At 49.3% G+C, this 24,728-nt stretch carries 21 protein-coding genes; 7 read left to right on the top strand and 14 right to left on the bottom strand.

What is annotated here, in order from left to right; genetic code table 11:
• Positions 1-233: 233 nt before the first annotated feature.
• Complete coding sequence (locus tag C7I86_RS02020; protein WP_010871592.1) at positions 234-1,463, top strand: histidinol dehydrogenase; 1,230 nt, start codon at positions 234-236, stop codon at positions 1,461-1,463.
• A 33-nt stretch (positions 1,464-1,496) separates the two neighbouring features.
• On the opposite strand, the gene C7I86_RS02025 is transcribed toward C7I86_RS02020, so the two are convergent.
• The 8 genes from C7I86_RS02025 to C7I86_RS02055 all read right to left on the bottom strand — a co-directional run bounded on the left by C7I86_RS02025 (position 1,497) and on the right by C7I86_RS02055 (position 9,346).
• Positions 1,497-2,084: a transposase gene (locus C7I86_RS02025; RefSeq protein ID WP_308417040.1), complete on the bottom strand. Its 588-nt coding sequence runs from the start codon at positions 2,082-2,084 to the stop codon at positions 1,497-1,499.
• Positions 1,985-2,344: an IS630 transposase-related protein gene (locus C7I86_RS19035; protein WP_010871593.1), complete on the bottom strand. Its 360-nt coding sequence runs from the start codon at positions 2,342-2,344 to the stop codon at positions 1,985-1,987. Before C7I86_RS19035 ends, C7I86_RS02025 begins: the two co-directional genes overlap by 100 nt.
• Positions 2,345-2,503: 159 nt before the next feature.
• Complete coding sequence (locus C7I86_RS02030; protein ID WP_010871594.1) at positions 2,504-3,241, bottom strand: response regulator transcription factor; 738 nt, start codon at positions 3,239-3,241, stop codon at positions 2,504-2,506.
• The gene (locus C7I86_RS02035; protein ID WP_010871595.1) at positions 3,222-4,298 is read right to left on the bottom strand and encodes a glycosyltransferase family 4 protein; all 1,077 of its coding nucleotides are present in this window, start codon (positions 4,296-4,298) and stop codon (positions 3,222-3,224) included. Before C7I86_RS02035 ends, C7I86_RS02030 begins: the two co-directional genes overlap by 20 nt.
• A 127-nt stretch (positions 4,299-4,425) precedes the next feature.
• Positions 4,426-5,196: an MBL fold metallo-hydrolase gene (locus C7I86_RS02040; RefSeq protein ID WP_010871596.1), complete on the bottom strand. Its 771-nt coding sequence runs from the start codon at positions 5,194-5,196 to the stop codon at positions 4,426-4,428.
• Between the two features lie 3 nt (positions 5,197-5,199).
• A complete protein-coding gene (locus C7I86_RS02045; RefSeq protein WP_010871597.1) occupies positions 5,200-7,470 on the bottom strand; it encodes a CHASE2 domain-containing protein in 2,271 nt (756 codons plus the stop codon).
• 38 nt (positions 7,471-7,508) lie between these two features.
• Positions 7,509-8,330: a DUF928 domain-containing protein gene (locus C7I86_RS02050; RefSeq protein WP_020861431.1), complete on the bottom strand. Its 822-nt coding sequence runs from the start codon at positions 8,328-8,330 to the stop codon at positions 7,509-7,511.
• Between the two features lie 20 nt (positions 8,331-8,350).
• Positions 8,351-9,346, bottom strand: a complete 996-nt coding sequence (locus C7I86_RS02055) for an alpha/beta hydrolase (RefSeq protein WP_010871599.1) — start codon at positions 9,344-9,346, stop codon at positions 8,351-8,353.
• 195 nt (positions 9,347-9,541) lie between these two features.
• Between C7I86_RS02055 and C7I86_RS02060 the strand changes: the two genes are divergently transcribed.
• The gene (locus C7I86_RS02060) at positions 9,542-9,901 is read left to right on the top strand and encodes a DUF4870 domain-containing protein (protein WP_010871600.1); all 360 of its coding nucleotides are present in this window, start codon (positions 9,542-9,544) and stop codon (positions 9,899-9,901) included.
• A gap of 254 nt (positions 9,902-10,155) precedes the next feature.
• On the opposite strand, the gene ureG is transcribed toward C7I86_RS02060, so the two are convergent.
• A complete protein-coding gene (gene ureG / locus C7I86_RS02065; RefSeq protein WP_010871601.1) occupies positions 10,156-10,776 on the bottom strand; it encodes an urease accessory protein UreG in 621 nt (206 codons plus the stop codon).
• 305 nt (positions 10,777-11,081) lie between these two features.
• Between ureG and rre8 the strand changes: the two genes are divergently transcribed.
• Complete coding sequence (gene rre8 / locus C7I86_RS02070) at positions 11,082-12,527, top strand: high salinity-induced biofilm formation responseregulaton Rre8 (RefSeq protein ID WP_010871602.1); 1,446 nt, start codon at positions 11,082-11,084, stop codon at positions 12,525-12,527.
• Here the strand turns inward: rre8 and C7I86_RS02075 are convergent.
• Positions 12,511-14,040 (bottom strand): hypothetical protein, encoded by a 1,530-nt coding sequence (locus tag C7I86_RS02075; RefSeq protein ID WP_010871603.1) that lies wholly within the window; start codon positions 14,038-14,040, stop codon positions 12,511-12,513. The two genes, rre8 and C7I86_RS02075, sit on opposite strands and share 17 nt — an antisense overlap.
• An 11-nt stretch (positions 14,041-14,051) precedes the next feature.
• Positions 14,052-15,890 carry an SLC13 family permease gene (locus C7I86_RS02080; RefSeq protein WP_010871604.1) on the bottom strand — a complete coding sequence of 613 codons (1,839 nt, stop codon included), beginning with the start codon at positions 15,888-15,890 and terminating at the stop codon, positions 14,052-14,054.
• Between the two features lie 75 nt (positions 15,891-15,965).
• On the opposite strand from C7I86_RS02080, the gene csaB reads away from it, so the two are divergent.
• From csaB to C7I86_RS02095, 3 genes are all read left to right on the top strand, one after another.
• Positions 15,966-16,997: a polysaccharide pyruvyl transferase CsaB gene (gene csaB, locus C7I86_RS02085; RefSeq protein WP_010871605.1), complete on the top strand. Its 1,032-nt coding sequence runs from the start codon at positions 15,966-15,968 to the stop codon at positions 16,995-16,997.
• Between the two features lie 439 nt (positions 16,998-17,436).
• Complete coding sequence (locus C7I86_RS02090) at positions 17,437-17,640, top strand: DUF2949 domain-containing protein (protein WP_010871606.1); 204 nt, start codon at positions 17,437-17,439, stop codon at positions 17,638-17,640.
• A 13-nt stretch (positions 17,641-17,653) separates the two neighbouring features.
• Positions 17,654-18,850 (top strand): homocysteine biosynthesis protein, encoded by a 1,197-nt coding sequence (locus C7I86_RS02095; RefSeq protein WP_010871607.1) that lies wholly within the window; start codon positions 17,654-17,656, stop codon positions 18,848-18,850.
• A gap of 65 nt (positions 18,851-18,915) precedes the next feature.
• Here C7I86_RS02095 and C7I86_RS02100 read toward each other — a convergent pair whose 3' ends face one another.
• Together C7I86_RS02100 and C7I86_RS02105 are read right to left on the bottom strand one after the other, a co-directional pair.
• Entirely contained in the window at positions 18,916-20,169 is a 1,254-nt protein-coding gene (locus tag C7I86_RS02100) for a bifunctional oligoribonuclease/PAP phosphatase NrnA (protein ID WP_010871608.1), read from the bottom strand.
• 172 nt (positions 20,170-20,341) lie between these two features.
• Positions 20,342-21,718 (bottom strand): CHAT domain-containing protein, encoded by a 1,377-nt coding sequence (locus C7I86_RS02105; RefSeq protein WP_010871609.1) that lies wholly within the window; start codon positions 21,716-21,718, stop codon positions 20,342-20,344.
• A 177-nt stretch (positions 21,719-21,895) separates the two neighbouring features.
• Between C7I86_RS02105 and C7I86_RS02110 the strand changes: the two genes are divergently transcribed.
• Positions 21,896-23,665, top strand: a complete 1,770-nt coding sequence (locus C7I86_RS02110) for a R3H domain-containing nucleic acid-binding protein (RefSeq protein WP_010871610.1) — start codon at positions 21,896-21,898, stop codon at positions 23,663-23,665.
• Here the strand turns inward: C7I86_RS02110 and C7I86_RS02115 are convergent.
• Positions 23,645-24,676, bottom strand: coding sequence for a thiamine phosphate synthase (locus tag C7I86_RS02115; RefSeq protein WP_010871611.1), 1,032 nt, complete (start codon positions 24,674-24,676; stop codon positions 23,645-23,647). The two genes, C7I86_RS02110 and C7I86_RS02115, sit on opposite strands and share 21 nt — an antisense overlap.
• Between the last annotated feature and the right edge of the window lie 52 nt (positions 24,677-24,728).

Genomic DNA, 24,728 nt, shown 5'->3' on the forward strand with positions numbered 1-24,728 from the left:
CACCAAAGCCCATTGGGCACCGGATAATTTGCCTTGACTGATATGCTCCCACCCGTTTAAACGATTGACAATCCAACGATTAAACCTTTGACCCTAGTAAGGGTTCTGTTTTGACCTTTCAGATAGACCAGGGGGAATGGGCAACACAGGGAACTTCAGGGGTAAAAACGTTAAGCTAAAACAGAACTGGGCACTCTGCCTGGGGTTGACTGTTTGGGAGCAAATTGGTTGCCATGTTACGTCTCATCACCCAGTCCGGTGACATTGTTCAGGAGTTGCGACGTTTACATCATCGTCCCGTTCCTTCCCCCTGGCCGGTCATGGCCCAGGTGGTGGCGGCGATGGAGCATTGGGCTGCCATGGACCAGGATGCTCCCCCCAGAGTTAGTGGAGCGGAGTTGGATGCGGCTTATCAACGCATTAGCCAGGAAAAATTGTCGGTGATTCGCCAGGCTTGCGCTGCCCTGGAGCAGGTTTACCGCCCGCAACTGCCCAAGACCCAAGTAAGCTTTCCGGAAGATGGCACAGTGCGGGGACAAAGGTTTTATCCGGTCAGAAGAGCTGGTTTTTATCTAGAAGCAAAAAGGGGCGATGCCCTGGGCAATTTACTCCGCCAGGGGATGTTGGCCAAGACTGTGGGGGTGGCGGAACGGGTTTTGGTGACGGAAACCATTAGTTCGACTATTTTGGTGGCGGCCCAGGAAATGGGCATTGAAGAAATTTATCTGGCCGCTGGGGTGCCGGCGATCGCCATGCTGACCTGGGGAGCAAAAAATATTGCCCCGGTGGAGTCCATTACAGGGGCAGGCTGCCCAAGGGTGATGGCGGCTAAACAATTGGTGAGTGGTGTGGTAACCATTGACCAAACCCTGGCTAGGACAAATTTAATGGTGCTAGCGGACGGTGAAGCTAACGGACAATGGCTAGCCCTGGATTTGTTAGCCCATGCCGAACAATATCCCAATGCCAGCGCAGTGCTACTGACCGATCGCCTGGAGTTGGGGGAAGAGGTGATTCAATCAGTCAATCGCTATTGTCGGGAGCAGGAACATTCTGTACATACGGAAAAGGCTTTGGCCCATTACGGCCTAGTGGCGATCGTCGAAGACCTAGAGGCCTGTGGAAGTTGGATCAATGAGTTTTGCCCCCATATTTTACTGTTAGCCATGGAAGACCCCTGGACCATGGTGGAGAAAGTTCAGCGAGCCAGGGAAATTTACATCGGCCACCGCAGTCCGAGCATTTTGGGTCATTACCTCAGTGGGGCCAACCGTCTGCAAACCCAGGATGGGGCCATGGCCACCGCTAGTGAATTGGCATTCCATTGTTTTCTGCGCTCCAGTCAATTACTCGACTACGGCAATAATCCACCGCCCCCTTGGTTAAAGGATTTGGTCAATTGGCAAGGCCTGACGGCGATCGAGGAACGCTTGGGGCAATTGGGTCGACTCAAGGAAAGTTAGAAAAGTATAGTAGTTTCAAATAAGGCTGAGACGCTAAACGCCACAGTAAGAACGGATAATTTCATCAAGAGACGTGTCAATAGGAGCGTACATTCTAGCTCGTTTCAAGGCACTAAAGTCATGCTCAATATCATTTAAATCAGGAGAATATTTCGGCAAAAAAAGAACTTCATGACCTGCTTCTTTAGCCAATTCTTTAATGGCAGTTTTACGATGAATAGGAGCATTATCCATTATTAATATTGATGGAATGTCGAGGGAGGGTAGTAAATATAATTTTAACCATCCTTCAAAGCCTTCTGCATTCAAACTCCCAGTAAAAACCATCGGTGCAATCAAATCTTTTTTTCCTTTTCTTCTCCCTGCTACTAGATTTTCTCTGACTCCCCTTTTTCCTTGTCTATCTCCATAAACTTTTTTTCCTTTTTTTGACCAGGCATAAATACAAGCCTGGATTGCTTCGAATCCAGATTCATCTATGTAAACTATAGCTTGACTACCATAGAGCTTGATTAGTTCTCTTAACATTCTATAGTACTTAACTCGTTCCTCCCGGTTTCTTTCTCGATAACGTAGTTCTTTTTTTTTCTGTTTATTTTCATTTTCTTTAATGCGTAATATACGACACTCGGCCTCACTCCAAATTTCTTGGCTCTGTCTATCAATCTTGCATCGGGATTTTCTTCTACGTCTTTTTTTAGAGCTTCCCAGTCTAATTTCCTATGGCGACGCTCTACTTTTGTTGGGCTTAAATCTACTCTATTTAACCATCTGTATATCGAGGCTTTTCCTATTTTATATATCTTGGAAGCCTCAGTTATTTTTCCTCCAGCTTCTATATAAGCTACTACCCTTTGCCTTAAATCTAAACTGTAAGCCATTGTTTAAACCTGTTCATTTTGTACACCCCATAATTTTACATTAAATTCTCTCATCGTTAATTGAAGTGACTATAACGACCACAAAAATGCTAATGCGTTGTAGGTTTCTGGACAGAAGGTCTACCTGCCTAAGCCAACCATGGGAACCAAAACCGCCCCTTAATCAGGGTCTTCAAACTTATAGCCCAAACCGATCACCGTTTTAATAAAAGTAGGATTAGCGGGGTCCGGTTCAATTTTCTTGCGTAATCGACGAATGTGGGTATCCACCACCCGTTCATCGCCAAAAAAATCATTGCCCCACAACTTTTCAATTAATTGGGTCCGATTCCAGACCCGCCCCGGATAGCTCATAAACGTAGCTAATAAATTAAATTCCAACCCGGTCAACTCCAACTCTTCCTGGCGATCGCCCTGGTAACGACTCGCCTGATGTTGGTCTAGGTCCACCTGAAAATGGTTTGTACGATAAATTTGTCCCACTGGTTGCCCCTGGCGCAATTGCCGCCGCAATAGGGCCCGTACCCTAGCGACCAATTCCCTCGGACTGAAGGGTTTGACCAAATAATCATCGGCCCCGGTGGAGAGGCCAATAATGCGGTCGATCTCCTCCCCTTTGGCGGTCAACATCAGAATATAGGGGTCTTTGCTGCCCGGTTGTTGGCGAATGCGGGTACAAACTTCCAGTCCATCCAATTTGGGTAACATCAAATCCAACACAATTAAATCTGGAACCTGTTCCTGGAAAATTCTTAAACCAGTTTCTCCATCATTGGTGACAATGCAGGTAAACTGTTCTCGCTCCAACGTTTCCCTGATTAGCTGGGCGATTTCCTGGTCATCTTCCACGATTAAAATGTTGGGCATGGCAATAAATTCAGTCCTGTTCCCCCACATTGCGACTATTACGCCACACTTGCCAGCCGAGATAAATCAACAGCACAGTGGCGCCAATGGCAAAGCCCCAACCGCTGGGAATATTGGAAAATCCCAAAGCTAGGCTACCGGCCCAGAGAGTAAGAGCATAGATAAACAGTACCGTTAGACGATGGGAAATACCGGCATTGATCAAACGATGGTGCAGGTGACCCTTATCCGCCTTAAAGGGGGATTTTCCCTTAATAACCCGGGAGAGAATCACCACCGACATATCTAAAATTGGCACCGCCAGCACCAGATAGGGCAATAAAACCGCCGTCACCGCCACCGTGGCCATGGCTGCCACTTTCACCAGGCCAATTACTGCTACGGCCCCCAAGGTAAAACCCATAAAGTAGGCTCCCCCATCCCCCATGAAAATCTGGGCAGGATTGAAGTTATAGCGCAAAAAACCCAGGGCCCCCCCGGCCAGGGCTGCTGCAATCAAGGCCGCCTCCGATTGTTCCATAAACAAACAGAGGACAAATAGCACCACTGCGGCAATGCCACAGACCCCCGCTGCTAAACCATCCAAGCCGTCAATCCAGTTAATGGCGTTGGCCAAACCCACTAACCAAATCACCGTAATAGGCAAACTTAAAATGTTTAGGTACACCAAGTTTCCCAGGAAGGGCAGGGTAAAAAAGTCAATTCTGACTCCCATATTCCACACCACCGAGGCGATCGCCACCTGGGCCAATAAACGGGAAAAAGGACTCAGATCGAACAGGTCATCAAATAAACCAATGCCAAAAAAGGCTAAACCCCCCAGCACTACGCCCCAGACTTCCCATTCCCCTTTGGTACTCATGGCACCGAAGGCCCCAAGATTCCAAACCACCAACAGGGCCACTAAGCTACCGAGGAAAATGGATACTCCCCCTAGGCGCACCATGGGTCGATGATGCATTTTGCGAGCACTGGGTTGGTCTACATAACCGGCCCTCCGTCCCCAATGGTTAATCAATGGTGTCGTGAACCAAACCACAATCACCGCCAAAATAAATGCAATGAGATAATATTGACCGCCGAGCATGGGCAAAGATGGGATTGGGAAGGGTTTAGGATAAAGTTTACCCCATATTTGTACGGTGCTTAGCCACTGTTACCCAGGCAGTAAAGACTTTGGTATGGCCCCTAGAATTTGGCTCCGATGCTGGGGGTTAAACTAAGTCAAACCGTTGACCCCGCTTAACAAAGCCCAGAAAGCCATCTTCCAACGCGGGCGGCAATGGCCCCGGTTGGTAGCCATAGAGCCACATTTTTGCTTTGATGGCGGCGGGCAGTTTACGCAACTCGTTGTAATGGGCGTGGACGGGGCTGGGATAGGGGGAAATTTCGCAATCATGGAAAATGATATCGGCCCGATGAAAATATTCCTGCAGGCGATCGTAGCTAAATTTGGTGTCGTTGCTAAAGAAAACTTGGAAGTGATTGACCGTGAAAAAAAGACCATAGGCGGGCATCAACATTGACCCCGTATCCACATGGTTGAGCTTAATTAATTGGAAGTTAACATTTTCCCAAGTGAACGTTTCTCCTGGTCCCAAGGCGTGGATCTGAAAATAGCTATCAACTTCCGTCATTCCTCCTTCAATGGCTTCCATCCCCCCGGCCAGGGAACGCTCCCATAAATCCGCCGCAATATCCTGACTTAGATATAAGTTGGGTTTGCCGCAGTTGGGGTCAAACATGGTGCTAAAACCAACGTATTCTAATCCCCCCACATGGTCTGAATGGAGATGGCTAACGTAGATATCGGTGATGTCCCGATGACTCAGGCCGAGGGCGTAGAGGGAAAAACGAATGTCGGTGCCACAATCAATTAGGAACTTTTTGCCGTTATCGAGGGTGAGAATGGCATTGGATTGAAAATTGTCCGCCCCCACCGTGAAAGCAGAGCCGGAGCCAAGAAAGGTTAGGTTAGCGGCCACAATCTAGCCCCCCTGAGCGGAAGCAATGGCCGCGGGCTGGGCCAGTGCTCCTTGGTAAAGTTGATAAAAACGCTGGGCGATGTCGGTGGGCATTGCAGAAAAATGGACGTAAAAACCGTGACTTTCCCCAGGGGCTAAGTCTAATACTTTGGCGTAGAGTGCCGGTGTTTTTCCTGGCTCTCCGTCTTCTCTCAGGTTAATTTTAATATTGGTTAGACCCTCTGGACAGTTGTGGTTTGGAGAAATCTGAATAAATCCCCCTTTAGCGGAGATTTGCTGCAACGTACCGGGAATTACTGCGTCGGTGATATGTTTTCCTTCCAAGCAGATGTATTCCAGGGATAGGGGCTGGGGGATGGGAACATATTTTTGTTCTTCCACCGCTAAGGAGAGATTATAGGGCTCCCCCACACCGGCCACGTCCCAAATGACGACGGGATCCTTCACTCCTTTGGGTTGCACGGTTCTGTTCCCGTTAACGTGAACCCGATCGCCAGCGGCCTCTAGGGTAGTGGAGGAAATGAAAATTTGTCCCCCGGTGGTGTAGGACTCAATACGATAGGTGAGGTTAACTTGTGCTCCCACCACGCCATACTTGGTGCGCTTTTCAGAACCAATGTTGCCCACTACCACTTCGCCGGTATTGATGCCAATGCCCATTTCTAAAGGTTGTAGCCCCAATCCCGTCACCTGTTGATTTACTTCCCGTAGGGCCAGTTGCATTTCCACCCCACAGGCCACCGCCCGCAGCGCGTCGTCTTGCTGGGAAGTGGGAGCCCCAAATAGCACCAAAATGCCGTCCCCCATAAATTCGTCAATGGTGCCGCCATGGTGGGTAATGACATCGGCCATTTTGCCAAAGTAGATATTTAAAACCTTAACCACTTCCTCGGGGTTTAATCCTTCGGAGGTGCTAGTAAATCCCCTTAAATCTGAAGTAAGGATAGTGATGGGACGGCGATCGCCTCCCATTTTTAGTCCTTCGGGGTTTTCCAGTAGGGTGGCCACCACTTGATCGGTCAAATAACGGCCAAAAGTGTTGCGGACTTGGACCCCAGCCCGGGCCATCCAGGTGACAATAAATACCCCCGATCCTAATAAACCCAACATGGGGGGAATAACGGGCAACCACCACCCAGCCAGCAATGCGCCATAGCTAATGGCCAGTAACGCTCCTAAGCTGCCCACAATGGCGGCGATCGGCAACCATTGCCCTCCGGAACGACGGGTAGCATAGCGTAACTGCCAGGTAATCACCGCTCCGAAAAAAGACCAGAGCCCTACCCAAAGCCATTCCACCGGTTCAGACCAACTTTTCAGGAGGGGTTGACCTTCCATGCCAGCGTTAAGGATTTGGCTGATGATATTGCCGTGGATCTCCACCCCCGGCACGGCTCTGGACAAACCAAAAGTACTGCTATTGGGGGTGAAATATAAATCCTTGAAGCTTTCCCCCACCTTACCCAAGAGGATGATTTTGCCCTTGCCCCAATCCGCCGGCAGTTTATCCTCCAACACATCAGTGAGGGAAACTTTGGGAAAAGTGGATTGATAATCAATCAGTAATTGAAAGCCCCCATCATCCGCTCGAATATAACCACCGCTGTCCGACTGGAGAGGGGAAAATGTCACTTGGTTTAGGCGAAAGTCATCACTGCCCTCCCGCACCGGTTCCGGATAAATTTTTAGGCTATCTAAAAAATGCAGAGCCAGATGTAGCCCAAAGCTGTAATGGGGTTCCCCGTCCCGCACCAAATAAATAAAGCCCCGGCGGACAATATTGTCGGCATCAATGATCAAATCATTGGCTCCGACTTGATTATTTTCCTTCAACAATGGTGGGGGATTAACGGTTTCAATGCCCGGTTTACCCGCTACCTTCTCAATGCCCACCAAATTAGGGGTACTGGTGAATACTGCCGCTAACTCGTCTGTGCCCGGTGGCATGGGTAAATCCCGGTAGAGATCCAGCCCGATCGCCGCTGGTTGTTGGGCCTTCAGCTTGGTCAGAATTTTGGCCAGCAGTTGATCATCAATGATGGGGGTGTTGAGGTAGGTGACGTCCTGTTCATCAATGCCGACAATGACAATGCGGTCATCTTCGTGCCTTGGTAAAAGCCTTACCCCAGCATCGTAGCTCTGCCATTCCAGCACCTGTAAAAGCCCTGTAAAGCGGAGCAAAATCACCATGGCCGTCACAGCAGGGGTCGCAATCCAAATACCCCGGGATTGCCAAACAAACCTTTTCCAAGCTGACGGTATGGTCCAACCCATTAATGTTCTCTGGTATTTCCTTTAGTTTTCTCCGGTGGTCAGTTAGCAGAGGCGGAAGTTTTGACCATTTGGCAACATTCCACCACGGGGGCCTCCGCCCAGGTTTTAAATCCCCCCGACTCCAGAAATTCCTGCCATTCTTCGGGTTCCTCCTTGGCGATCGCCGCTAGGGCATTCAGGGCATCCAACCACAGGCCCTGTTCCGCATAAAATGCCGCCTTTGCTAGGGAAGAATCAGGCTTAGTGGGGGAAGGAGCTAGGGGAGTATAGTTCACTGTCAGCTCCACTGTGAGATTATCTGCGGCGTTATTGGCATCACAAATAAGGGTCAAAGTAACGTTATAAAAATCATCCTTAATGGCATTATCCGGCAAGGTAACAGGGAAACGAACAATGCCCCCTTCCTTCGACACAGCGAAAGTCGTTTGATTTTGCGCCTTAGTAATGGGGTCTGCCAACTGTACCTTGGCTGTCACCTCCGACTGGGGAGGCACATAGGCATAGATAAAAGTTTCTTTGTTGGCGGTATTGTGGAAGCCGCTGCCTTGGTTATAATCACCGGGAATTAAAAGCTGAAAGGGTAAGTTAGCCTTGGTTAAACAACTACCACCGCTAGTTTGTCTGACTCCCCCACCCCCACTGGTGGCCGTTTGTCCTCGGTCAGTATTTGCTTGAGGAAACTTTAGGGCTATTAACTGGGAGGAAGATTTAACCGTGGAGCCATAGGAGGGGGAAATACCAAAGGGGAAAGCGAGGGCTAAACCCATCAATCCAGCAAAAAGTAACTTTCCTGGGCGGTTAGACATAATTAACGCTGCCTGGGCAGGACAAAGGGCAAAAACAGAGTCATTTTTACCCAAGATAACAAACTATCTACCCCTTACTTTTGTAAATGCCGGTTAAAAAATTGGCTCAGTTCCCTAAAAACCTCTGCCGATTCCGGTGTGTCAAATTCGTAGAGATATTCAGCATGGGAAAGACCTTCAAATAGCTGTAAATCCACCGGCACCTTGTTTTGTCTCAGTTTTCTTTGTAGTCGGGCCGTGTCGCTCAGCAATAAATCTCTAGTACCACTAATGAGTAGGGTAGGAGGTAAACCAGCTAAATCATTGTAAATAGGTGAAATAAGCGGATGGGTGAGGGGTAATTCTCCCGCATAAAGTCGGGCCAAACCTTCAATCAGACCGTCGTAGCTAATGGCAGTGCGGTCAACATATTCATTGGTGAAGTGGGTATCTCCAGTTTTGGTTAAATCTACCCAGGGGGACAAAGGGGCGATCGCCGCTGGTAGGGGCAAATTAAGTTGCCGCAGTTGACAAACCAGGGCTAGCAATAAACCGCCCCCCGCAGAGGTACCGAACAGGGCTAACCGATTAACATCATGGGTTTTCACCAACTCCTGCCACATGACCAAAGCATCTTCCAATGCCGCTGGAAAAGGGTAATTGGGTGGCTGACGGTAATCAATACTAATTACTCCCACCTGACCGTAGTGGGCCGCTAAGACTGCTTCCCCCGTCCCCAGTTCTCCGCCGGCCAAAGCGTAACCGCCCCCGTGGAGATGCACCCAAATTCTTTGGCTATTTTCCGGACTAATGATTGGAGGAGTCACTCGATAAACATTTACCCCGGCGATGCTTTTCTTGGTCAACGTCACCGGAAATTGTTGCCGTAATTTTTGCCATAAAACTTGGCTAGCTTGGTCATAGGCGGCAATGAGAGTTTGCCAGGCTGGTTTATCCTCCAGAGGCGGGATATTTTTGATTGCTTCCATGGCCCCTTGCAACGATTGGGCGATCGCCTTTTTTAAGGCTGGGCTAACGCTGGCCGGTACGGGCAAGGAACGGGACGGCAATGGGCGAGGGGCATAAACCATGGTTTGGTCAGAAACAAAACAATTTTTCTATTAAGTTTTATCAAGCTTAATGGCAAAATTTAACTTTAAAATTAACTTCAAAATCTGTTGGACATAATGGCGTAACTTAAACTGGGGATAAACCAGCTTTGGCTATGGAAAAGTCTCTGTACAATGGTCCAATGTTAACCAAATATACACAGTGGAATACCAATTATGACTAACCAACCCAACCAAGTGGATCCAGAAAGCAGAAATTGGGCCATGATCGCCCATCTGAGCACCTTTGCCGGCTACTTGATCCCTTTTGGTAACATCATCGGTCCTTTGGTGGTGTGGCTAATGAAAAAAGATGAGTCCGAATTTGTTAATGATCAGGCTAAGGAAGCGTTAAATTTCCAAATTAGTATCTTAATTTATGTGATTGTTTCCGCCGTCTTGATTCTCTTATTAATTGGCATTCCCCTTTTAATTGGTGTTTTGATTTTTGACTTAGTAGTAACAATTATGGCGGCCATTAAAGCCAATGAAGGAATCCGGTACCGCTATCCCCTCAAAATCACCTTTATCAAATAGTTGCTCAACAAATAAGTAGATTAACTGATGACTTATCAGCAGCTTGTTGACTGTCGGTTAAAGTTTACTTAAGTCTTTGAACTACTAGCGTTAGAACTTATTTGAAAAGTTTTATTCTGCCCCCTAAATCTCCTCACTAAAGCTCCGGCAATACTGGGGGTCTTTTGTAAGAGTTCCCCCCTTTCTAAGGGGGGCTAGGGGGGATTAAACAGCCAAAACTCAACTTTTTAAAAAGGCTCTTAAGCTTGAATTAATTAACTTGCCAAAACCTTAGTTGGTAAATAATGTTCAACAAAATCTACCACGGTACTTAATCCAGTGGCTGTTTTCAAGTTAGTAAAGACAAAGGGTTTTTCCCCCCGCATTTTTTTTGCATCCCGATCCATGATTCCCAAATCTGCCCCCACCATCGGTGCTAAATCAATCTTATTAATCACCAATAAATCTGATTTGGTAATGCCTGGGCCGCCCTTACGGGGAATTTTGTCCCCCGCCGCTACGTCAATGACATAGAGGGTTAAATCCACCAATTCCGGGCTAAAGGTGGCTGCTAAATTATCTCCCCCACTCTCCAAAAACACCATATCCAGGGGCATAAAACGGGCCTCTAAATCGGCGATCGCCGCTAGGTTGAGACTAGCATCTTCTCGAATGGCCGTGTGGGGACACCCTCCAGTTTCTACCCCAAGGATGCGATCGGGGGTGAGGGCTTCCGCTCGGACTAAAAATTGGGCATCTTCCTGAGTGTAAATATCGTTAGTGACCACAGCCAATTGATATTTTTGCCTCAAGGCTTTGCAGAGGGCTTCCAAAAGGGCCGTTTTGCCAGAGCCCACAGGGCCAGCAATGCCAATGCGGAGGGGAGTTTGAGCCATGGTACTAAATGGTACTAACAGGAAAAAAATATGAAGATAGGCTTTCAGTGTACCGTCTAATTTATATTTTCTTCCGTTGATTTGCCGGGGCAGGGTTGGTTAGGCCGATGTTAGAATTTATTTATGGGCAAAAGTTCTGTATCTCTCTCAATGCTTTGTCGCAAGGGCTTTTAGTCGCTGAGAAAACTCCAGAAATTTTGAACTCCCTAAGCCTCACTATCAGATAATTTCAGCGTTCTGAGAAAGTTTCTTGCCTACCGCCATTACCCCAGCTAACCCCTACTTCGGAATATCTGCGAACTTTTGTGACTTTTTACCAGCGCAGACTGCACGTTTTACTGATTGAAGATCAGCAATGCCAGGTGGAATTGCTCAAGGTTTTACTGGAAAGTCAATCTTTTTTTGCGGTACAGCTCCAGGTGACCCGGACCCTAGCCCAGGGCGTTAATCGCCTCCAGAGTGGTATTTTCGACACCATTTTACTAGATTTATTTTTACCCGATGGCCAGGGGATTGAAGCCTTGAGGACCGTGCAGAAGTTTGCGCCCCATATTCCCATTATTGTGCTAACGGCGGCCACAGACTTAAACATGGGTTTGGCGGCCTTACAAAAGGGAGCGGAGGATTATTTAGTTAAGGAACACCTGCGGGAAAGTCAGATTGCCAAATCAATTCTCTATGCTTTGGAAAGGAAAAAAGCTCGGCGAGAATTGCAGGTACAGATTGAACGGGAACGATTAATGGCCCGCATTCTGGAAGAAATTCGCCAGTCCTTGGATTTATCGGTTATTTTGCAGACCACTGTGGATGAGGTACGTAAATTTCTCCAGGCAGACCAAGTGGTTATTTACCGTTGCTATTCCCCCAGGGCAAGCAGAATTCTGGTGGCGGCCCCGAGTTCTTCCCTCCCAGCCAATGGCGATCGCCGTCATATCCCCGAGCGGGGACCGGATTCCAACGGTGAACCAACGGAACCGATTCCTTGCCAAACTATCAATTCCCTCCGTCAACTTCCCCTGGACGAAATAACCTTGGGGCCCAGGGCTAAAGACGGGGTGCTTATAATCCCTATCCGGCCCCAAAAGCCCCATCAAGAGGATTGCCTTTGGGGGCAATTGGTTGTCCGGGTCGGAGACCAAAAACGGTCATGGTTGCCCTGGGAAATAGAATTTTTGTGCCATCTCAGCAGTCAAGTGGCGATCGCCATTCAACAATCGGCCCTATTTGCCCAAGTGCATTACCTAGCTAACATGGATGGGCTCACAGGCATTGCTAATCGCCGCTATTTAGACCACTTTTTAGAGCAACAATGGCAAAAATTGGCCAAGCATCATCAATATCTCAGTTTAATTTTGTGCGACATCGATTTTTTTAAACAATATAACGACACCTATGGTCATTTAGAAGGGGATGAATGCTTAAAAAAAGTAGCCAATTTGCTCAAAAAAGTAATGCGTCGGGGAACGGATTTAACGGCCCGTTATGGGGGGGAAGAATTCGCCCTGGTATTACCCCAAACCAACAAGCAAGGCTGTCAAAATGTGGTAATTCATCTCCAAAGTGTGTTTAAACAGGCCCAAATTCCCCACCGCAGTTCCATTATCCAACCCTATCTCACCCTCAGCATTGGTAGTGCCACCATGGTGCCGCTCCCTAATGTACCACCAAAACAGTTAATTGACTGGGCAGATCAGGCTTTATTTAAAGCGAAAAAAGCTGGTCGTAACTGTCACTTTAGTTTTGCCGATTAATTTGGTAAAGATAATACTGCTCTTCTTGAATAAAGCTATGGCGAAATTCTGCCAAGGGAGTAATGCTTAAACCGGGCTGGCTTACTTCTAAAGGAGTGTTTAAAATCAGAATTATCGGTGGGCTTAGCTTAAGTCCCAATTGTTGATCAATTTGTTGCAAAATTTGCTGTTGATTCACTTCCTGTCGTTCGGCGGTAAAAATCACAAAACTACCTAAAGCGCGACTTTCTGGATAATAAATTTTTCTGTTTAAGTGGGCAGCAATGGGACTGGCCATAAAATCGTTACTGCCTACTAAAGTTGCTTCTTGTAGGCCTTGATCAACTAAATAATTGGCCACTGCTCGACTAGCAGAATAGGGCAAAAGTAAGTCCCTGCCGTATCCTACTAAACCGCCGATTAATTGACAAACTAAAATTAAAGTAAATAAATAAGGGACTAGTTTTTGACTCCATTGTTTAGCCCTAGATAGAACTTTTTCTTTCAACAGGGGATTGGGAGAGAGGTAAAACTTCAACCAATAACTAGCAATTAAAACCAAATATAGACTGCCAAAATGCCGAGGAGCTCCCAAAAATCTACCGTAGGTAAATAGTAAAATAGCGCCACTGCCCAACCAATAAAATAATAAAATCAGTGGATAATCGCTAAAATATAAGGACCAAATTGTGAACAGGATGAGGGAAAAAATGCTGAAAATTCCCAGATCCAACGGTCGGCGATCGGAAGGGACTAAAATCGTAATGTAACCATTCCAAACTCGGCTCAATGCTTGCCCTAAACGATACCAATCCCATTGCAAAATCCATTGGTCTGCCCCACCATGGAGGGTGCTGTCCCCTGGTTGTACCATTACCACCACCGACAGGGCCACAGCCGCAGCGAAGAATAAAATACTAAGCAACCTGTCCCACCAAGGGGCCTGTAACGTCACTCCCAAGGGTTTTTGCCAAATCCATTCCCCCCCCAAGGCGATCGCCAAGCAGACACTAATCATGAGGGCATAGGCATTGCTGTTGGCCATGAAGGCTAAACAGAAAGCCAGAGGTAAATAGGTTTGCTTTCTGCGGGGAAATAGGGCACAAAAGGCGAACAATCCCAGTAATCCCAACGCATAGTTACGACTGATCAGTAAATATTCATAAAAAGGCAAATAGCCAAGGGAGAAAATTAACTTTTGCCAACGGGGAAAGGGGCTGTAACGCAGAAAAACGGCGATCGCCGCCATGGCCAGAGCGAGATGAAATAGCTGCATGGCCAGCAAGTTGGGGGTCAGTTGATTCAACAACCAGAGCAACCCATACCAAAGCAGGGGATGGCCTTCGTAGCGCACATTACGCCAAAAATCAGCAAAATCAACACTATCCCGGCCAATTAGCCAGCCATTGACCTCATCCCGCCAAGGAGCATGGTTTAACGTCCCTATCAGCCCCAGGCAAAAAATGCCCAGCCAGAGCCACCATTCAAAGTGCGGCAGGCGATCGAGACGATGGGCAAGATTTAGTTTGGCCATGGAGAAGGGGTTTAATTTGTTGGCTGGACACCGTAAATCAGCATTACCAATAGGGGTGTGGCTAGGGTGAGGATAACAGTCAAAGGAGCGCCAATGCGGGCAAAATCTGTAAAACGGTAACCCCCAGGGCCATAGACCATGGTGTTGGTTTGGTAGCCAATGGGGGACATAAAGCTATTGGAAGCGGCAAAGGTAACCACAAACATAAACGCTAACGGATTTAAACCCAAGCTTTGGGCCACTTGGAAGGCAATGGGTAACATCAACACCACGGTGGCATTGTTGGACAAAATTTCCGTTAGCAGAGCTGTGGCAAGATAAAACAAGAGCAATAGAGCGTAGCCAGAAAGGTGGCCTCCTGCATCGGCCAAAAAGCTAGCAAACCAGGCGGTGGTGCCGGAATTTTCCATGGCAGTGCCTAGGGGAATTAACCCTGCCAACAGAAAAATCACATCCCAACGGATAGCACCATAAATTTCCCCCGGCTTCAGGCAACCACTAATCACCATGGCCATTACCCCGGCCCAACTGGTGACGCTAATGGGCAAAATATCCAATCCTGCGATGACAATGACCAAAGCCACAATGGCGATCGCCGTTTTGGCCTTATCAAGACGGAGATTATCCAAGGGTTTTTCTTCCAATACCAACAATTCCCTAGTAGTCTGCAAACCAAGGAAACTTTCCCTAGGTCCCTGGAGTAGTAGTAAATCGCCAAACTTGAGGCGCACCTTTCCCAAGCGCTGGCGAATTAATTCCTCCCCCCGGCGAATGGCAATCACTGTGGCGTTATAGCGTTGACGAAAGCGTAAATCCTTCAGGGTGGAACCAATTAAACGGGAGTTAGAGAGAATTAACACCTCCGCCACCTTTTCTTCGGAAGATTCCAGAGGCCCTGCATTATTGGTTTCGGCGCTAACAAATTGCACATCGGCCAGGATTTCAATACCTCGTTCGTCCTTAATTCTGAGTAAATCTTCCCGCCCCGCCCGCACCAGCAAAATATCCCCCATGGTCAACACCCGATCCGCCAACGGTTGGGGAAAATGGGTATCGTTATGGATAATTTCCAACACATCAATGTCAAATTTACGCTGAATTTCGCTCTGCCGCAGGGTTTGACCAATCAGGCTAGAACGGGGAGGAATAATAATTTCGCTGACATAGTCTTTAATTTGATACTCCGCCGCCACATTGCCATCGGAAATATTACGTCTAGCCGGTAAGAGTATCGGGGCCGCTAGGACAATGTAGATCAAACCAACACTGAAAGTGAGTAAGCCCAGGGGAGTGAATTGGAAAATGCTAAACCCCTGGCCAGTCAATTTTTCTGCCAAACCGCTGGCAAGAATATTGGTGGAAGTACCCAGGAGGGTAATCATTCCCCCCAGAATGGTGGCGTAGGAGAGGGGAATTAATAGTTTGGAAACGGAGATTTGTCTTTGCCTGGCCCACTCTTCAATGATGGGCAAAAAGATCGCCACGATCGCCGTGTTGTTGAGAAAGGCAGAGCTGGGGCCGACGATAAACCCCATCAGTAAAAGTTGTCTGCGTAAACTATCGCCGCCAAATTTGATCAGGCTATCGCGAATAATTTGGATAATGCCGGTGCGGGTAATGCCGTAGCTTAAAATAAACATGGCCATGATGGTGACGGTGGCGGAATTGCTAAACCCCGCAATCCCCTCCGTGGGGGTGACCAAACCCAACACCATTAAAATTACAGCCACCAGAATGGCGGTGGTGTCGATGGGTAACCACTCCAACACAAACATCACCAGCGCAAAAACAATAACTGCCAGAGTGAGGGGAATTTGATAGTCTGCCAGCCAGGTTTGCAAAAAGGCCATAGTTATCCCAAAAGATGATTAAACAAATTCTTCCCCATTGCCAGCGAGTTCACAAGAGGAAATAGTCCGATAACAATGCGTGTCATTCTGTGTGGTTACTACGGCCAAGACAATGCTGGGGATGAAGCCCTTTTAGTCTGTTTGCTGCAAATGCTTCCTGCGACGGTGGAGCCAGTGGTGCTCTCCGCCAATCCCCAGGTCACCACAGCGAGATACGGTGTTAAAGCCCACTACAACCGAGACTGGGGCAAAATTTGGCAGCTTTTGGGTCAATGTGACGGTTTTATCTGGGGGGGAGGCAGTTTGATGCAGGATGTGACCAGCGTGGTTAGTCCCCTATACTACGGTGGTTTGATGGCGATCGCCCAGATGCGGCGTTTAAAAACCATTGCCTGGGCCCAGGGCATTGGCCCCCTTAGAAGGCCGCCGTTGCGCTGGTTTACCCAACAGGTGCTCCGGGGTTGTAGCGGCATCAGCGTACGGGATCAAGCTTCTTTGCAATTAGTTAAACAATGGGGCTTAAAGGCTTTTTTAGCGGCGGATCCGGTGTGGTCTTTAGCCGCTGAAAATGCGTCTTCTTCCCCCAGCCCTTTGCCCATGGTGGCGGTGAATTTGCGGGCCCATCCTTTGTTAACCTTGGAACGCTTGGCGGTCATTACCGAAGCCCTAAGGGATTTTCAACACCAGACCCAAACCCATGTGCGGCTCATTCCCCTACAAAAATCCCAGGATTTGGCCATTGCCGAAGCGATCGCCGTGGAATTGCCGGGGAGTCATGAAATTCTTTACCGCCCCGACCCCAGGGAATGTAAAGGTTTGTTCCGGGGGGCGGAATTCACCATTGGCATGCGGCTCCACAGTTTAATCATGGCCGCGGCGGAGGGCAGTGCCTGCTTTGCCCTTAGTTATGACCCTAAAGTTAGTCGTTTAATCGCAGAGGTGGGACTACCGGGCCGGGAATTGGCGGATTTACCCAGGGATAGCAACGAACTCAGCCAGGTTTGGCAGGGACATTTCCGGCAAAGACAACCCTCTACCGGGGTAGAGTTCTTGCAAAAATCTGCCCTTCAGCATCAAACTTTGTTGCAGAAAATTTTTGTTGACTAGCTTTTCGGGTGGGAGTGTGGTATCTATAATAGCCCGAGGCAAAACATTGCCTATTTCACCAGCCTTACTGCGGAACCTTAAGCTTTATTTAACTATTGCGGTGGTTCCAAAGCCCGAATATATCGCAAGATAGATTGCAAGCAGATGGGACTGTCCTAGGCTATTACATAACCTGTGGTCTGCCTGAATTTGTCTACGGGACTTCAGTCCTAGAATGGTTGCAAAGTTTTAGTTGCTCGGACTGGGCTCCATTGTTGCCCCTGGCCGAAACCGCCGATGTTTGGGTGTGTGGAATAAAAAGTTAGTCCTCCTATCCATTGTCATTCAGCGACGACGGAGTTGGACGGATTGTTGCAATGGCCGTAGTGAGAATTTTGGCTGAGCTTAGCTAGCCAACCCGAAATAGAGTCCAAATTTTATAAATTTTTTTCCGTCCCCCATGAGTCAAACTAACTACTATCAGAATCTTTTAAATTTTCTCCGCCAAGACCTTTCCCTGCCGGCAGAATCCCTGGCGATCGCCGAGCGCACCGCTTGCAACGCCATTGACAATAGTAACAATCTACCCATTATTCTCTGGCAGTATGGGCTAATTAGTTTGGAAGAATTAGACCGGATTTTCGACTGGCTCGAAAAGTTTTAGTAGGGCCATCGCCATGGCGACGATCGCCGAGATTAATGACAAACTCCGCCGGGGTAAAGCTACGGTTTGGACGGCAGAACAGGTTAAAGCCCAGGTGGCAGAACTGGGGGTGGCCAAGGTGGCGGCCATGGTAGACGTGGTCTGCACAGGAACTTTTGAACCAATGGAATCCTCCGGGGCGGTGATCAACCTTGGACAAACGGACCCGCCGATTAAAATTCGTCAATGCTGGCTAGATGGCATTCCGGCCTACGCTGGCTTTGGAGCAGTGGATTTATATTTAGGAGCAACAGCGGCGGCAGACATTACCAACACTGGCGATAATCCCAACGAAGGGGACGGGGTGGCGGAAAGGGGCGGCGGCCATATCATTGAAGATCTCATTGCTGGTAAGAGTATTCCCCTGCGGGCTGTGGGCCAGGGCACCGACTGCTATCCCCGCACTACCTTGGAAACGGTGATTAGCACCGACCGAATTAATCAGTTCTACCTCTACAATCCCCGCAATCTTTACCAAAATTTTATCGTGGGCGTCAACGGTGGCGATCGCCTGTTATACACTTACCTGGGGCCCCTGCAACCCCGCTTGGGCAATGCGGTTTATTCCAACCCAGGCGCCATTGGTCCCCTGTTTAACGATCCTCTCCTCCAGGCGATCGGCATTGGCACCAAAATCTTCCTGGGGGGCGGTGTCGGTTACATTGCCTGGGAAGGCACCCAACATTTTCCTCTGCAAAAACGTTTGCCCAACCACACCCCCATCGGCCCGGCGGCTACCCTAGCCCTCATTGGGGATGCCAAACAAATGGATGCCCATTGGGTGCGAGGTTGTTATCTAAAAAACTATGGTCCTTCTTTAATGTTGGGGGTGGGGGTGCCCATTCCTGTGTTGAATGAACAGGTAATTGAGCAATGTGCTGTCAAAGATGAGGACATCGTGGCTCCGGTGGTGGATTTTTCCATTCCCCGTCGGGTCAGGCCCACCTTTGGTTTGGTTACCTACGGCCAACTCAAAAGCGGCAAAATTACCATCGAAGGCAAAACGGTGCGGGTGGCTCCCTTGGCCAGCATTGCCCGCTCCAGGGAAGTGGCGGAAACCCTCAAAGCTTGGCTAGACGCTGGCACCTTTGCCCTCACGGAACCGGTGGCTCCCCTGCCCACCGACCGCATGTTTCTCGCCCAGGACCCCATCGGCAATTTGTCGATTTAGGTTAACCATGGTTTGGTTTGAAAAAAATGAATTTTCCCTAGAGTGCAATCAAGTCTTAGCTGAAATTAAGAATGCACCACCCGATGGTCTGGGTTAATTAAGCGGAAAAACTTTTGCTTCAACTGGCGATCGAACACTTCCCATTTGAGTTTGGTATATTCCGCCTGGTCATTGCATCCTGTTAGGAAGCCCACCGGAATTTCAAAGCCGCCGGCCATATCCCGGCCACCGCCATAGTAGCGTCCTGTACCATCCATGCCGAGACTATCTTTTAAAAATTCATCGGGGTCTAGGGTCAACTTATTGGTGCGGAGGGAACCAATGACCAACTCAATATCATTGGCCCGGTCATGGACAATACCGTAAACCAAAGCAGTGTGTACGTTCTCCTCTGAAACCAAAAAGTCCGCCGCTTGGGGAATGGCGTCCCGTTCTTCGTAGCGGAGATAACCTACCCCCGCCAAAGAAAAGTTATTTTGTACGACTCGGTTTTGCAAAGACCGCTCTATTACTTCCATCACCCGTTTGGAGCGGGCTGATTGTAACACCGCATTGAGTAACTGGGCATCATAAATGCGACTGAGGTAGGCTGCCGCCATAAACTCCGCTTCCTGGGCCTGAAGTAAATTGATGGTGTCAGAACGCAGTCCATGCATCAAGGCCGTGGCGCATTTTACGTGGGTGGGGTTACTGCTGTTGAAATCCAACATGCCCCCCTGGAGATATTCCGTCAAAATGGTGGCAGTGGAACGACTGCTGGGACGAATATCCACAAAGGCACCTTCCGCTTCTACCTCGTCCTGCGGACTATGGTGATCAATAATCACCACAACGGGAATATTAGCTTCCTGTACTAAAGGCATCAGTTGACTATTGGTGCCCTGGCTATCCACCAGCACACAGCCTTGGTAATCAGAGAGGTCAATATCCTTGAGCATTTGCGGCCCCCAGCGCTTGGCAGGCAGGCCGGTTAACTTCACTAAAGCAATATTTTCCTGGTGGGAAAGGGTGCCTGCATAGACAATATCGCACTGAATTTCGTACTGGGCTGCAATCAGTTGAAATGCCCAGGCACTAGAGAGAGCGTCAGGGTCAGGAAAGTCCTGGATGACCAAAATCAACCGTTGCCCCTGGTGCCCTTCCAAGTGATGCTGGAGTTTGATAATTTGGGCTGTGTTAGCGGCGGGGATACGGGGAGAGACGACGTCGGCGGAGGCAATACTCCTCTGGGCGCTGATCTGCTGAGGGGAAGAAACAATGCTGGATTCCGGGACAGAAAGAGAAGGACTGTTACCAGGCTGGGAGGAAACAGAAGCCATTGCCAAAAACTAAGATAGGAGAGGGTATTAAATAGATCATAACATTGAGTCCAAACACCCCCATCCATGGGTGGAATCTGTCAGGTTCCAACCATTTTCCCCCTGGAGTGACAGAGGAAATTATCAGGAAATAAATGGGTTACCGATGCTCACTAAGATGCTTACTAAATAGTTACCAAGGACTACTAAGCATAGTGAAGGATGCCCAGTAGTAAGGAGCCGAAAAATTCGTTTGCCCCAGATTGATTAGGGATGGGGGTAAGGCGATCGCCCCCCGGGAAATGCCCGATTGTTCCAGTCCAGCAGTTAATTCTCCTCGGAGCATTTTCAGTTGGGCTTGGCGCAGGGCTTCGGCCTTGGTGGAAGTTTGACCCAATTGACGGTAGAACTCAGTCATCAGCACTAGGGTAGCAGCATCGTCTACGTTCCAAAAACTGGCGACGGCCGATTTAACCCCGGCTTTGAGGGCTAGGCCAGCAAAACCCAGTTCCGCTTGGTCGTCCCCGAGGGCGGTTTGGCAAGCACTGAGCACCAATAATTCCACCGCTGAAGATTGCCAATTTATTTGACTGACTTTGTTTAAAGCCAATTTATCGTTCCAAAATTCGATATAGGAGTTGGCTGGTTTACCGGAGCGGAAGGAAGAATGGGTGGCTAAATGAACAATGCTGGGACGTTTTTGCTCTAGCTCCTTTTGCAGGCGATCGACCGTAAAATCCTGGTTGAGGAAGGTTTCTGCCTGCCAACGGTCTGCCGCCGGACGATTGATTGCCATTTCCCAGACAATATTTTCCAATTCCACTGGCACTGCCGGCAAAGGACTTTGGTCAGCAAACTCCGATGCCCCCATGGCCAAAATATTGCCGGGCTGGAGTGGTTTATAGTTACTGTCAATTAAATTGAAAGCCGGAATGTTGGTCAGGCTATATTTCTCCAGGAGATATTCCTCCCCATCAAATAGGGCCGCCATGGGTAAACCCCGCACCCCATTGCCCAGACAAAAGAGCAGGGTGTCAATGCCTTGGGCTTCTAGGGTTTCAGCATAGGGGGCAATAATCCATTGGTACAATTGCTGGGATGCCTCCCGGCGATTGACGGTTTGGGAGAGTTGCAATTCCCGCTGAAAAGTTGACACCACAGGCCTTAATACCGCCTCCGGTACGTCATGCAAATCCACCACAATGGGGTCTAGGTCAGGGGTGACTAGTACTAAATGTAAAAATTCTTTTTCCGGAATAATCCACAACACTGCTGGTTTTTTGCCGGTTTCTGCCGTGATTTTCTGCAGAGTAAGGGCAATATCTTCTGGGGTTTGGGTCACTTCGGCCAGACTTTCACCAAAATAGGCGGCAAACTCCTGTTCCCGGGCTTTTTCCATGGCGACAATTTTTTCGCTCAGGGTTTGGGCAAAGGCGGGGGCCATACTGAAACTAGCCAAGGTCAATCCCATGCCCACCGCCATCAATTTGTTCAGCAAAGATCTCGACAAACCCCGGCGATCGCCAGAAGCTGATTGGCCCATAGCCCTGCTGTGTGTGGTAGTTTTCATTTTTAGTCCCCTTGGTTTGGGGCGATTCCTGATTAAGATTTTCTTTGACTACGGTGGGAATCACTACCCTTCAACATTACTAGTTGATTTTCCCAGAAATTATGCCAATTCTGGAGATTCCTTTGTTATCTTCGTAGGTAATTAGAAAATTCTATAAACCCAGCCCTTACCATCATAATGTCGGAACTTAGCCTGGCCCATCAGGATTACCCCGTTGACGACCTCGAACAATTATTAAGTATTCTGCCCAAACCCATCCAAGCCATCATCGCCGAACACCCCCAGCGGCAACAGTTAGTGGAAGTAGTCATGGACCTAGGGCGCTTACCGGAAGCACGTTTTCCCGGCACTGCAGTCTATTTGGGCCATGAACCGATCGCCAAGGAGGATTTACAGTACGCCATTGACCGGGTAGGGCTATTTAGCAGTGATAACCGGGCTGGCATTGAAAGGACCCTGCACCGCATCAGTGCCATCCGCAACCGCACCAACGAAATTATCGGCTTGACCTGTCGGGTAGGCCGGGCGGTGTTCGGCACCATTAACCTCATCCAAGACCTGGTGGAAACAGGGGAATCGTTACTGCTGCTCGGGCGACCGGGGGTGGGAAAAACCACTGCCCTACGGGAAATTGCCCGGGTACTAGCGGATGATTTGCACAAACGGGTGGTGATCATCGACACTTCCAACGAAATTGCTGGGGACGGGGACATTCCCCATCCGGCGATCGGTCGGGCCCGGAGAATGCAGGTGGCTAGGCCAGAACTGCAACATCAGGTGATGATTGAGGCAGTGGAAAACCATATGCCGGAAGTGATCGTCATCGACGAAATTGGTACGGAATTGGAAGCTTTAGCTGCCCGCACCATTGCCGAACGGGGAGTGCAGTTGGTGGGCACAGCCCACGGTAACCGTCTAGAAAATTTGATTAAAAATCCCACCCTTTCCGACCTGGTGGGGGGTATCCAAGCAGTGACTCTTGGGGATGAGGAAGCCCGGCGGCGGGGTTCCCAAAAAACTGTGCTGGAAAGGAAAGCTCCCCCGACTTTTTCCATGGCGGTGGAGATGTTGGAGCGGCAAAAATGGACTATCCACAGCGATGTGGCCTTGACCATTGATAATCTGTTGCGGGGCCGGCCTCCGGTGGAACAGTTGCGGTATATGAATGAGCAAGGGGAGCTACAAATCGAAACGGTGGAAGCCCAGCCCCAGGAAAGAACGCCCCAACCCCCTCCCTATTTTTCCTTGGGTTTAGTGGACGATCGACAGTTGCGCCCAAGACCTACGGGTTTACGTTCCACTGGGCGGATGAAACCCCAAGCTCCCCTCCATGCCAACGCTGACCAAGTGCGAGATTTTGAGCGGTTACTGGAGCAGTCCTGGCAACAGTGGGAAGGAGATGATGAACCAAAGATCCGGGTGCCGGGGCCCAACGGCGAAGATTTACCGGTTTATGTTTATCCCTATGGCGTCGGGCGATCGCAGTTAGACCAGGTGATTGATATCTTGCAATTACCGGTGGCGGTTACCAAGGATGTACACCAGGCCGATGCAGTGTTAGCCCTGCGTTCCCACGTCAAGGGCAACCAAAAATTACGACAGATGGCCAAGGGCATCCAGGTGCCTATTTATGGGGTTAAATCCAACACCATTCCCCAAATTAGCCGGGCCCTGAAACGGATTTTGGGCATGGATGAACCCCACAAAGCCGAAGCGGCGGATCTACGTTTGTTCACCCGCAGTGGCAGTAACGACGAATTGGAAGCGCTGGAGGAAGCCAGGTTAGCTGTGGAGCAAATTGTCATTCCCACAGGGCAACCGGTGGAGCTGCTACCCCGATCGCCCCATGTGCGGAAAATGCAACATGAACTGGTGGAACATTACCGTTTGCAGTCGGATAGCTTTGGCGATGAACCCAACCGTCGCCTAAGGATTTATCCTGCTTAGTTGGGTTAACAGTTGCGCTGTGGCCTGGGTGGGATTGGTGGTCTCCATGATGGCCCGGACGATCGCCACCTGGGTTGCCCCGGCCTCCATTACTTCCCCTAAGTTCTCCCCGTCAATGCCGCCAATGGCAAACCAAGGGACCGGAGAGTTGGTGACCGCATACTGCACATACTCCAAACCAGCGGGTTTTTTCCCAGCTTTAGTAGGAGTGGCATAGACAGGGCCCACGCCAATGTAGTCTGCTCCTTCGGCGATCGCCTTGGCCATTTCTTCTGGATTGGTGGTGGAGCGACCAATGATTTTATCAGGGCCCAATAGTTGACGAGCCACCGCTATGGGTAAATCCTGCTGTCCCAAATGCACCCCATCGGCATCCACCGCTAGGGCTAAATCGACCCGGTCGTTGACTAGAAACAGCGCTTCATACTGTCGGCACAATTCCCGTAAATCCTTAGCCCGTTGCCACCGTAACTGATCCTCCGCATCTTTATCCCGGTACTGGACTAACTTTAATCCCCCTTGCAGAGCCGCTTCCACTGTAGCTAGCAGATTTTCCTGGGGAGAAGTGACTAGGTAAAGGGAACATTGTTGCAATCTTTGTACTAATTTGGATCCCAACAACCCACTTTCCAAGGCATAAACCCGATAGCGTAACTGCTTACAACAGGCTCCCATGGCCGGGTCTCGCAGTTTGCCGTACTCCTCCAGCACCCTTAACGCCTCTTCTACCCGACAGAGATTGGCTTGTAACAGAGCTCGCACATCAGTACGCAGAGCTTCCTGGGCATGGGTCAACTGGGTGCCCACATCATTAGGGGTGTCCCGGGCCGCCCGCAGATCATCCTGGTGCCAAGGAGCCAAAGCTTGCCGCAGTTGTTTACATTCCTCCGCCAGTTCCCGATTTTCCAGGGCAAAACGACACCATTCCTCCACCGTCCGCAACCCTTCCCGGGCCCGGTTCAAATTGGCATCCAAAATTCTGGCGATCGCCGTGGGGGAAGCTTGTTGCATCTGTTTAACTTAGATAGGAAAAAAGGAGATTTTTGCCATATTTGCCCCTCAA

Source organism: Synechocystis sp. IPPAS B-1465 (assembly GCF_003015225.1).
Taxonomy (GTDB): Bacteria; Cyanobacteriota; Cyanobacteriia; order Cyanobacteriales; family Microcystaceae; genus Synechocystis.

What these genes read in the sequence shown, in the direction of transcription:
- C7I86_RS02020 (WP_010871592.1), top strand. Translation starts at nt 234, where the DNA reads ATGTTACGTCTCATCACCCAGTCCGGTGACATTGTTCAGGAGTTGCGA.
- C7I86_RS19035 (WP_010871593.1), bottom strand. Translation starts at nt 2,344, where the DNA reads ATGGCTTACAGTTTAGATTTAAGGCAAAGGGTAGTAGCTTATATAGAA.
- C7I86_RS02030 (WP_010871594.1), bottom strand. Translation starts at nt 3,241, where the DNA reads ATGTGGGGGAACAGGACTGAATTTATTGCCATGCCCAACATTTTAATC.
- C7I86_RS02035 (WP_010871595.1), bottom strand. Translation starts at nt 4,298, where the DNA reads ATGCTCGGCGGTCAATATTATCTCATTGCATTTATTTTGGCGGTGATT.
- C7I86_RS02045 (WP_010871597.1), bottom strand. Translation starts at nt 7,470, where the DNA reads ATGGGTTGGACCATACCGTCAGCTTGGAAAAGGTTTGTTTGGCAATCC.
- C7I86_RS02055 (WP_010871599.1), bottom strand. Translation starts at nt 9,346, where the DNA reads ATGGTTTATGCCCCTCGCCCATTGCCGTCCCGTTCCTTGCCCGTACCG.
- C7I86_RS02060 (WP_010871600.1), top strand. Translation starts at nt 9,542, where the DNA reads ATGACTAACCAACCCAACCAAGTGGATCCAGAAAGCAGAAATTGGGCC.
- ureG (WP_010871601.1), bottom strand. Translation starts at nt 10,776, where the DNA reads ATGGCTCAAACTCCCCTCCGCATTGGCATTGCTGGCCCTGTGGGCTCT.
- C7I86_RS02075 (WP_010871603.1), bottom strand. Translation starts at nt 14,040, where the DNA reads ATGGCCAAACTAAATCTTGCCCATCGTCTCGATCGCCTGCCGCACTTT.
- C7I86_RS02080 (WP_010871604.1), bottom strand. Translation starts at nt 15,890, where the DNA reads ATGGCCTTTTTGCAAACCTGGCTGGCAGACTATCAAATTCCCCTCACT.
- csaB (WP_010871605.1), top strand. Translation starts at nt 15,966, where the DNA reads ATGCGTGTCATTCTGTGTGGTTACTACGGCCAAGACAATGCTGGGGAT.
- C7I86_RS02090 (WP_010871606.1), top strand. Translation starts at nt 17,437, where the DNA reads ATGAGTCAAACTAACTACTATCAGAATCTTTTAAATTTTCTCCGCCAA.
- C7I86_RS02095 (WP_010871607.1), top strand. Translation starts at nt 17,654, where the DNA reads ATGGCGACGATCGCCGAGATTAATGACAAACTCCGCCGGGGTAAAGCT.
- C7I86_RS02100 (WP_010871608.1), bottom strand. Translation starts at nt 20,169, where the DNA reads ATGGCTTCTGTTTCCTCCCAGCCTGGTAACAGTCCTTCTCTTTCTGTC.
- C7I86_RS02105 (WP_010871609.1), bottom strand. Translation starts at nt 21,718, where the DNA reads ATGAAAACTACCACACACAGCAGGGCTATGGGCCAATCAGCTTCTGGC.
- C7I86_RS02110 (WP_010871610.1), top strand. Translation starts at nt 21,896, where the DNA reads ATGTCGGAACTTAGCCTGGCCCATCAGGATTACCCCGTTGACGACCTC.
- C7I86_RS02115 (WP_010871611.1), bottom strand. Translation starts at nt 24,676, where the DNA reads ATGCAACAAGCTTCCCCCACGGCGATCGCCAGAATTTTGGATGCCAAT.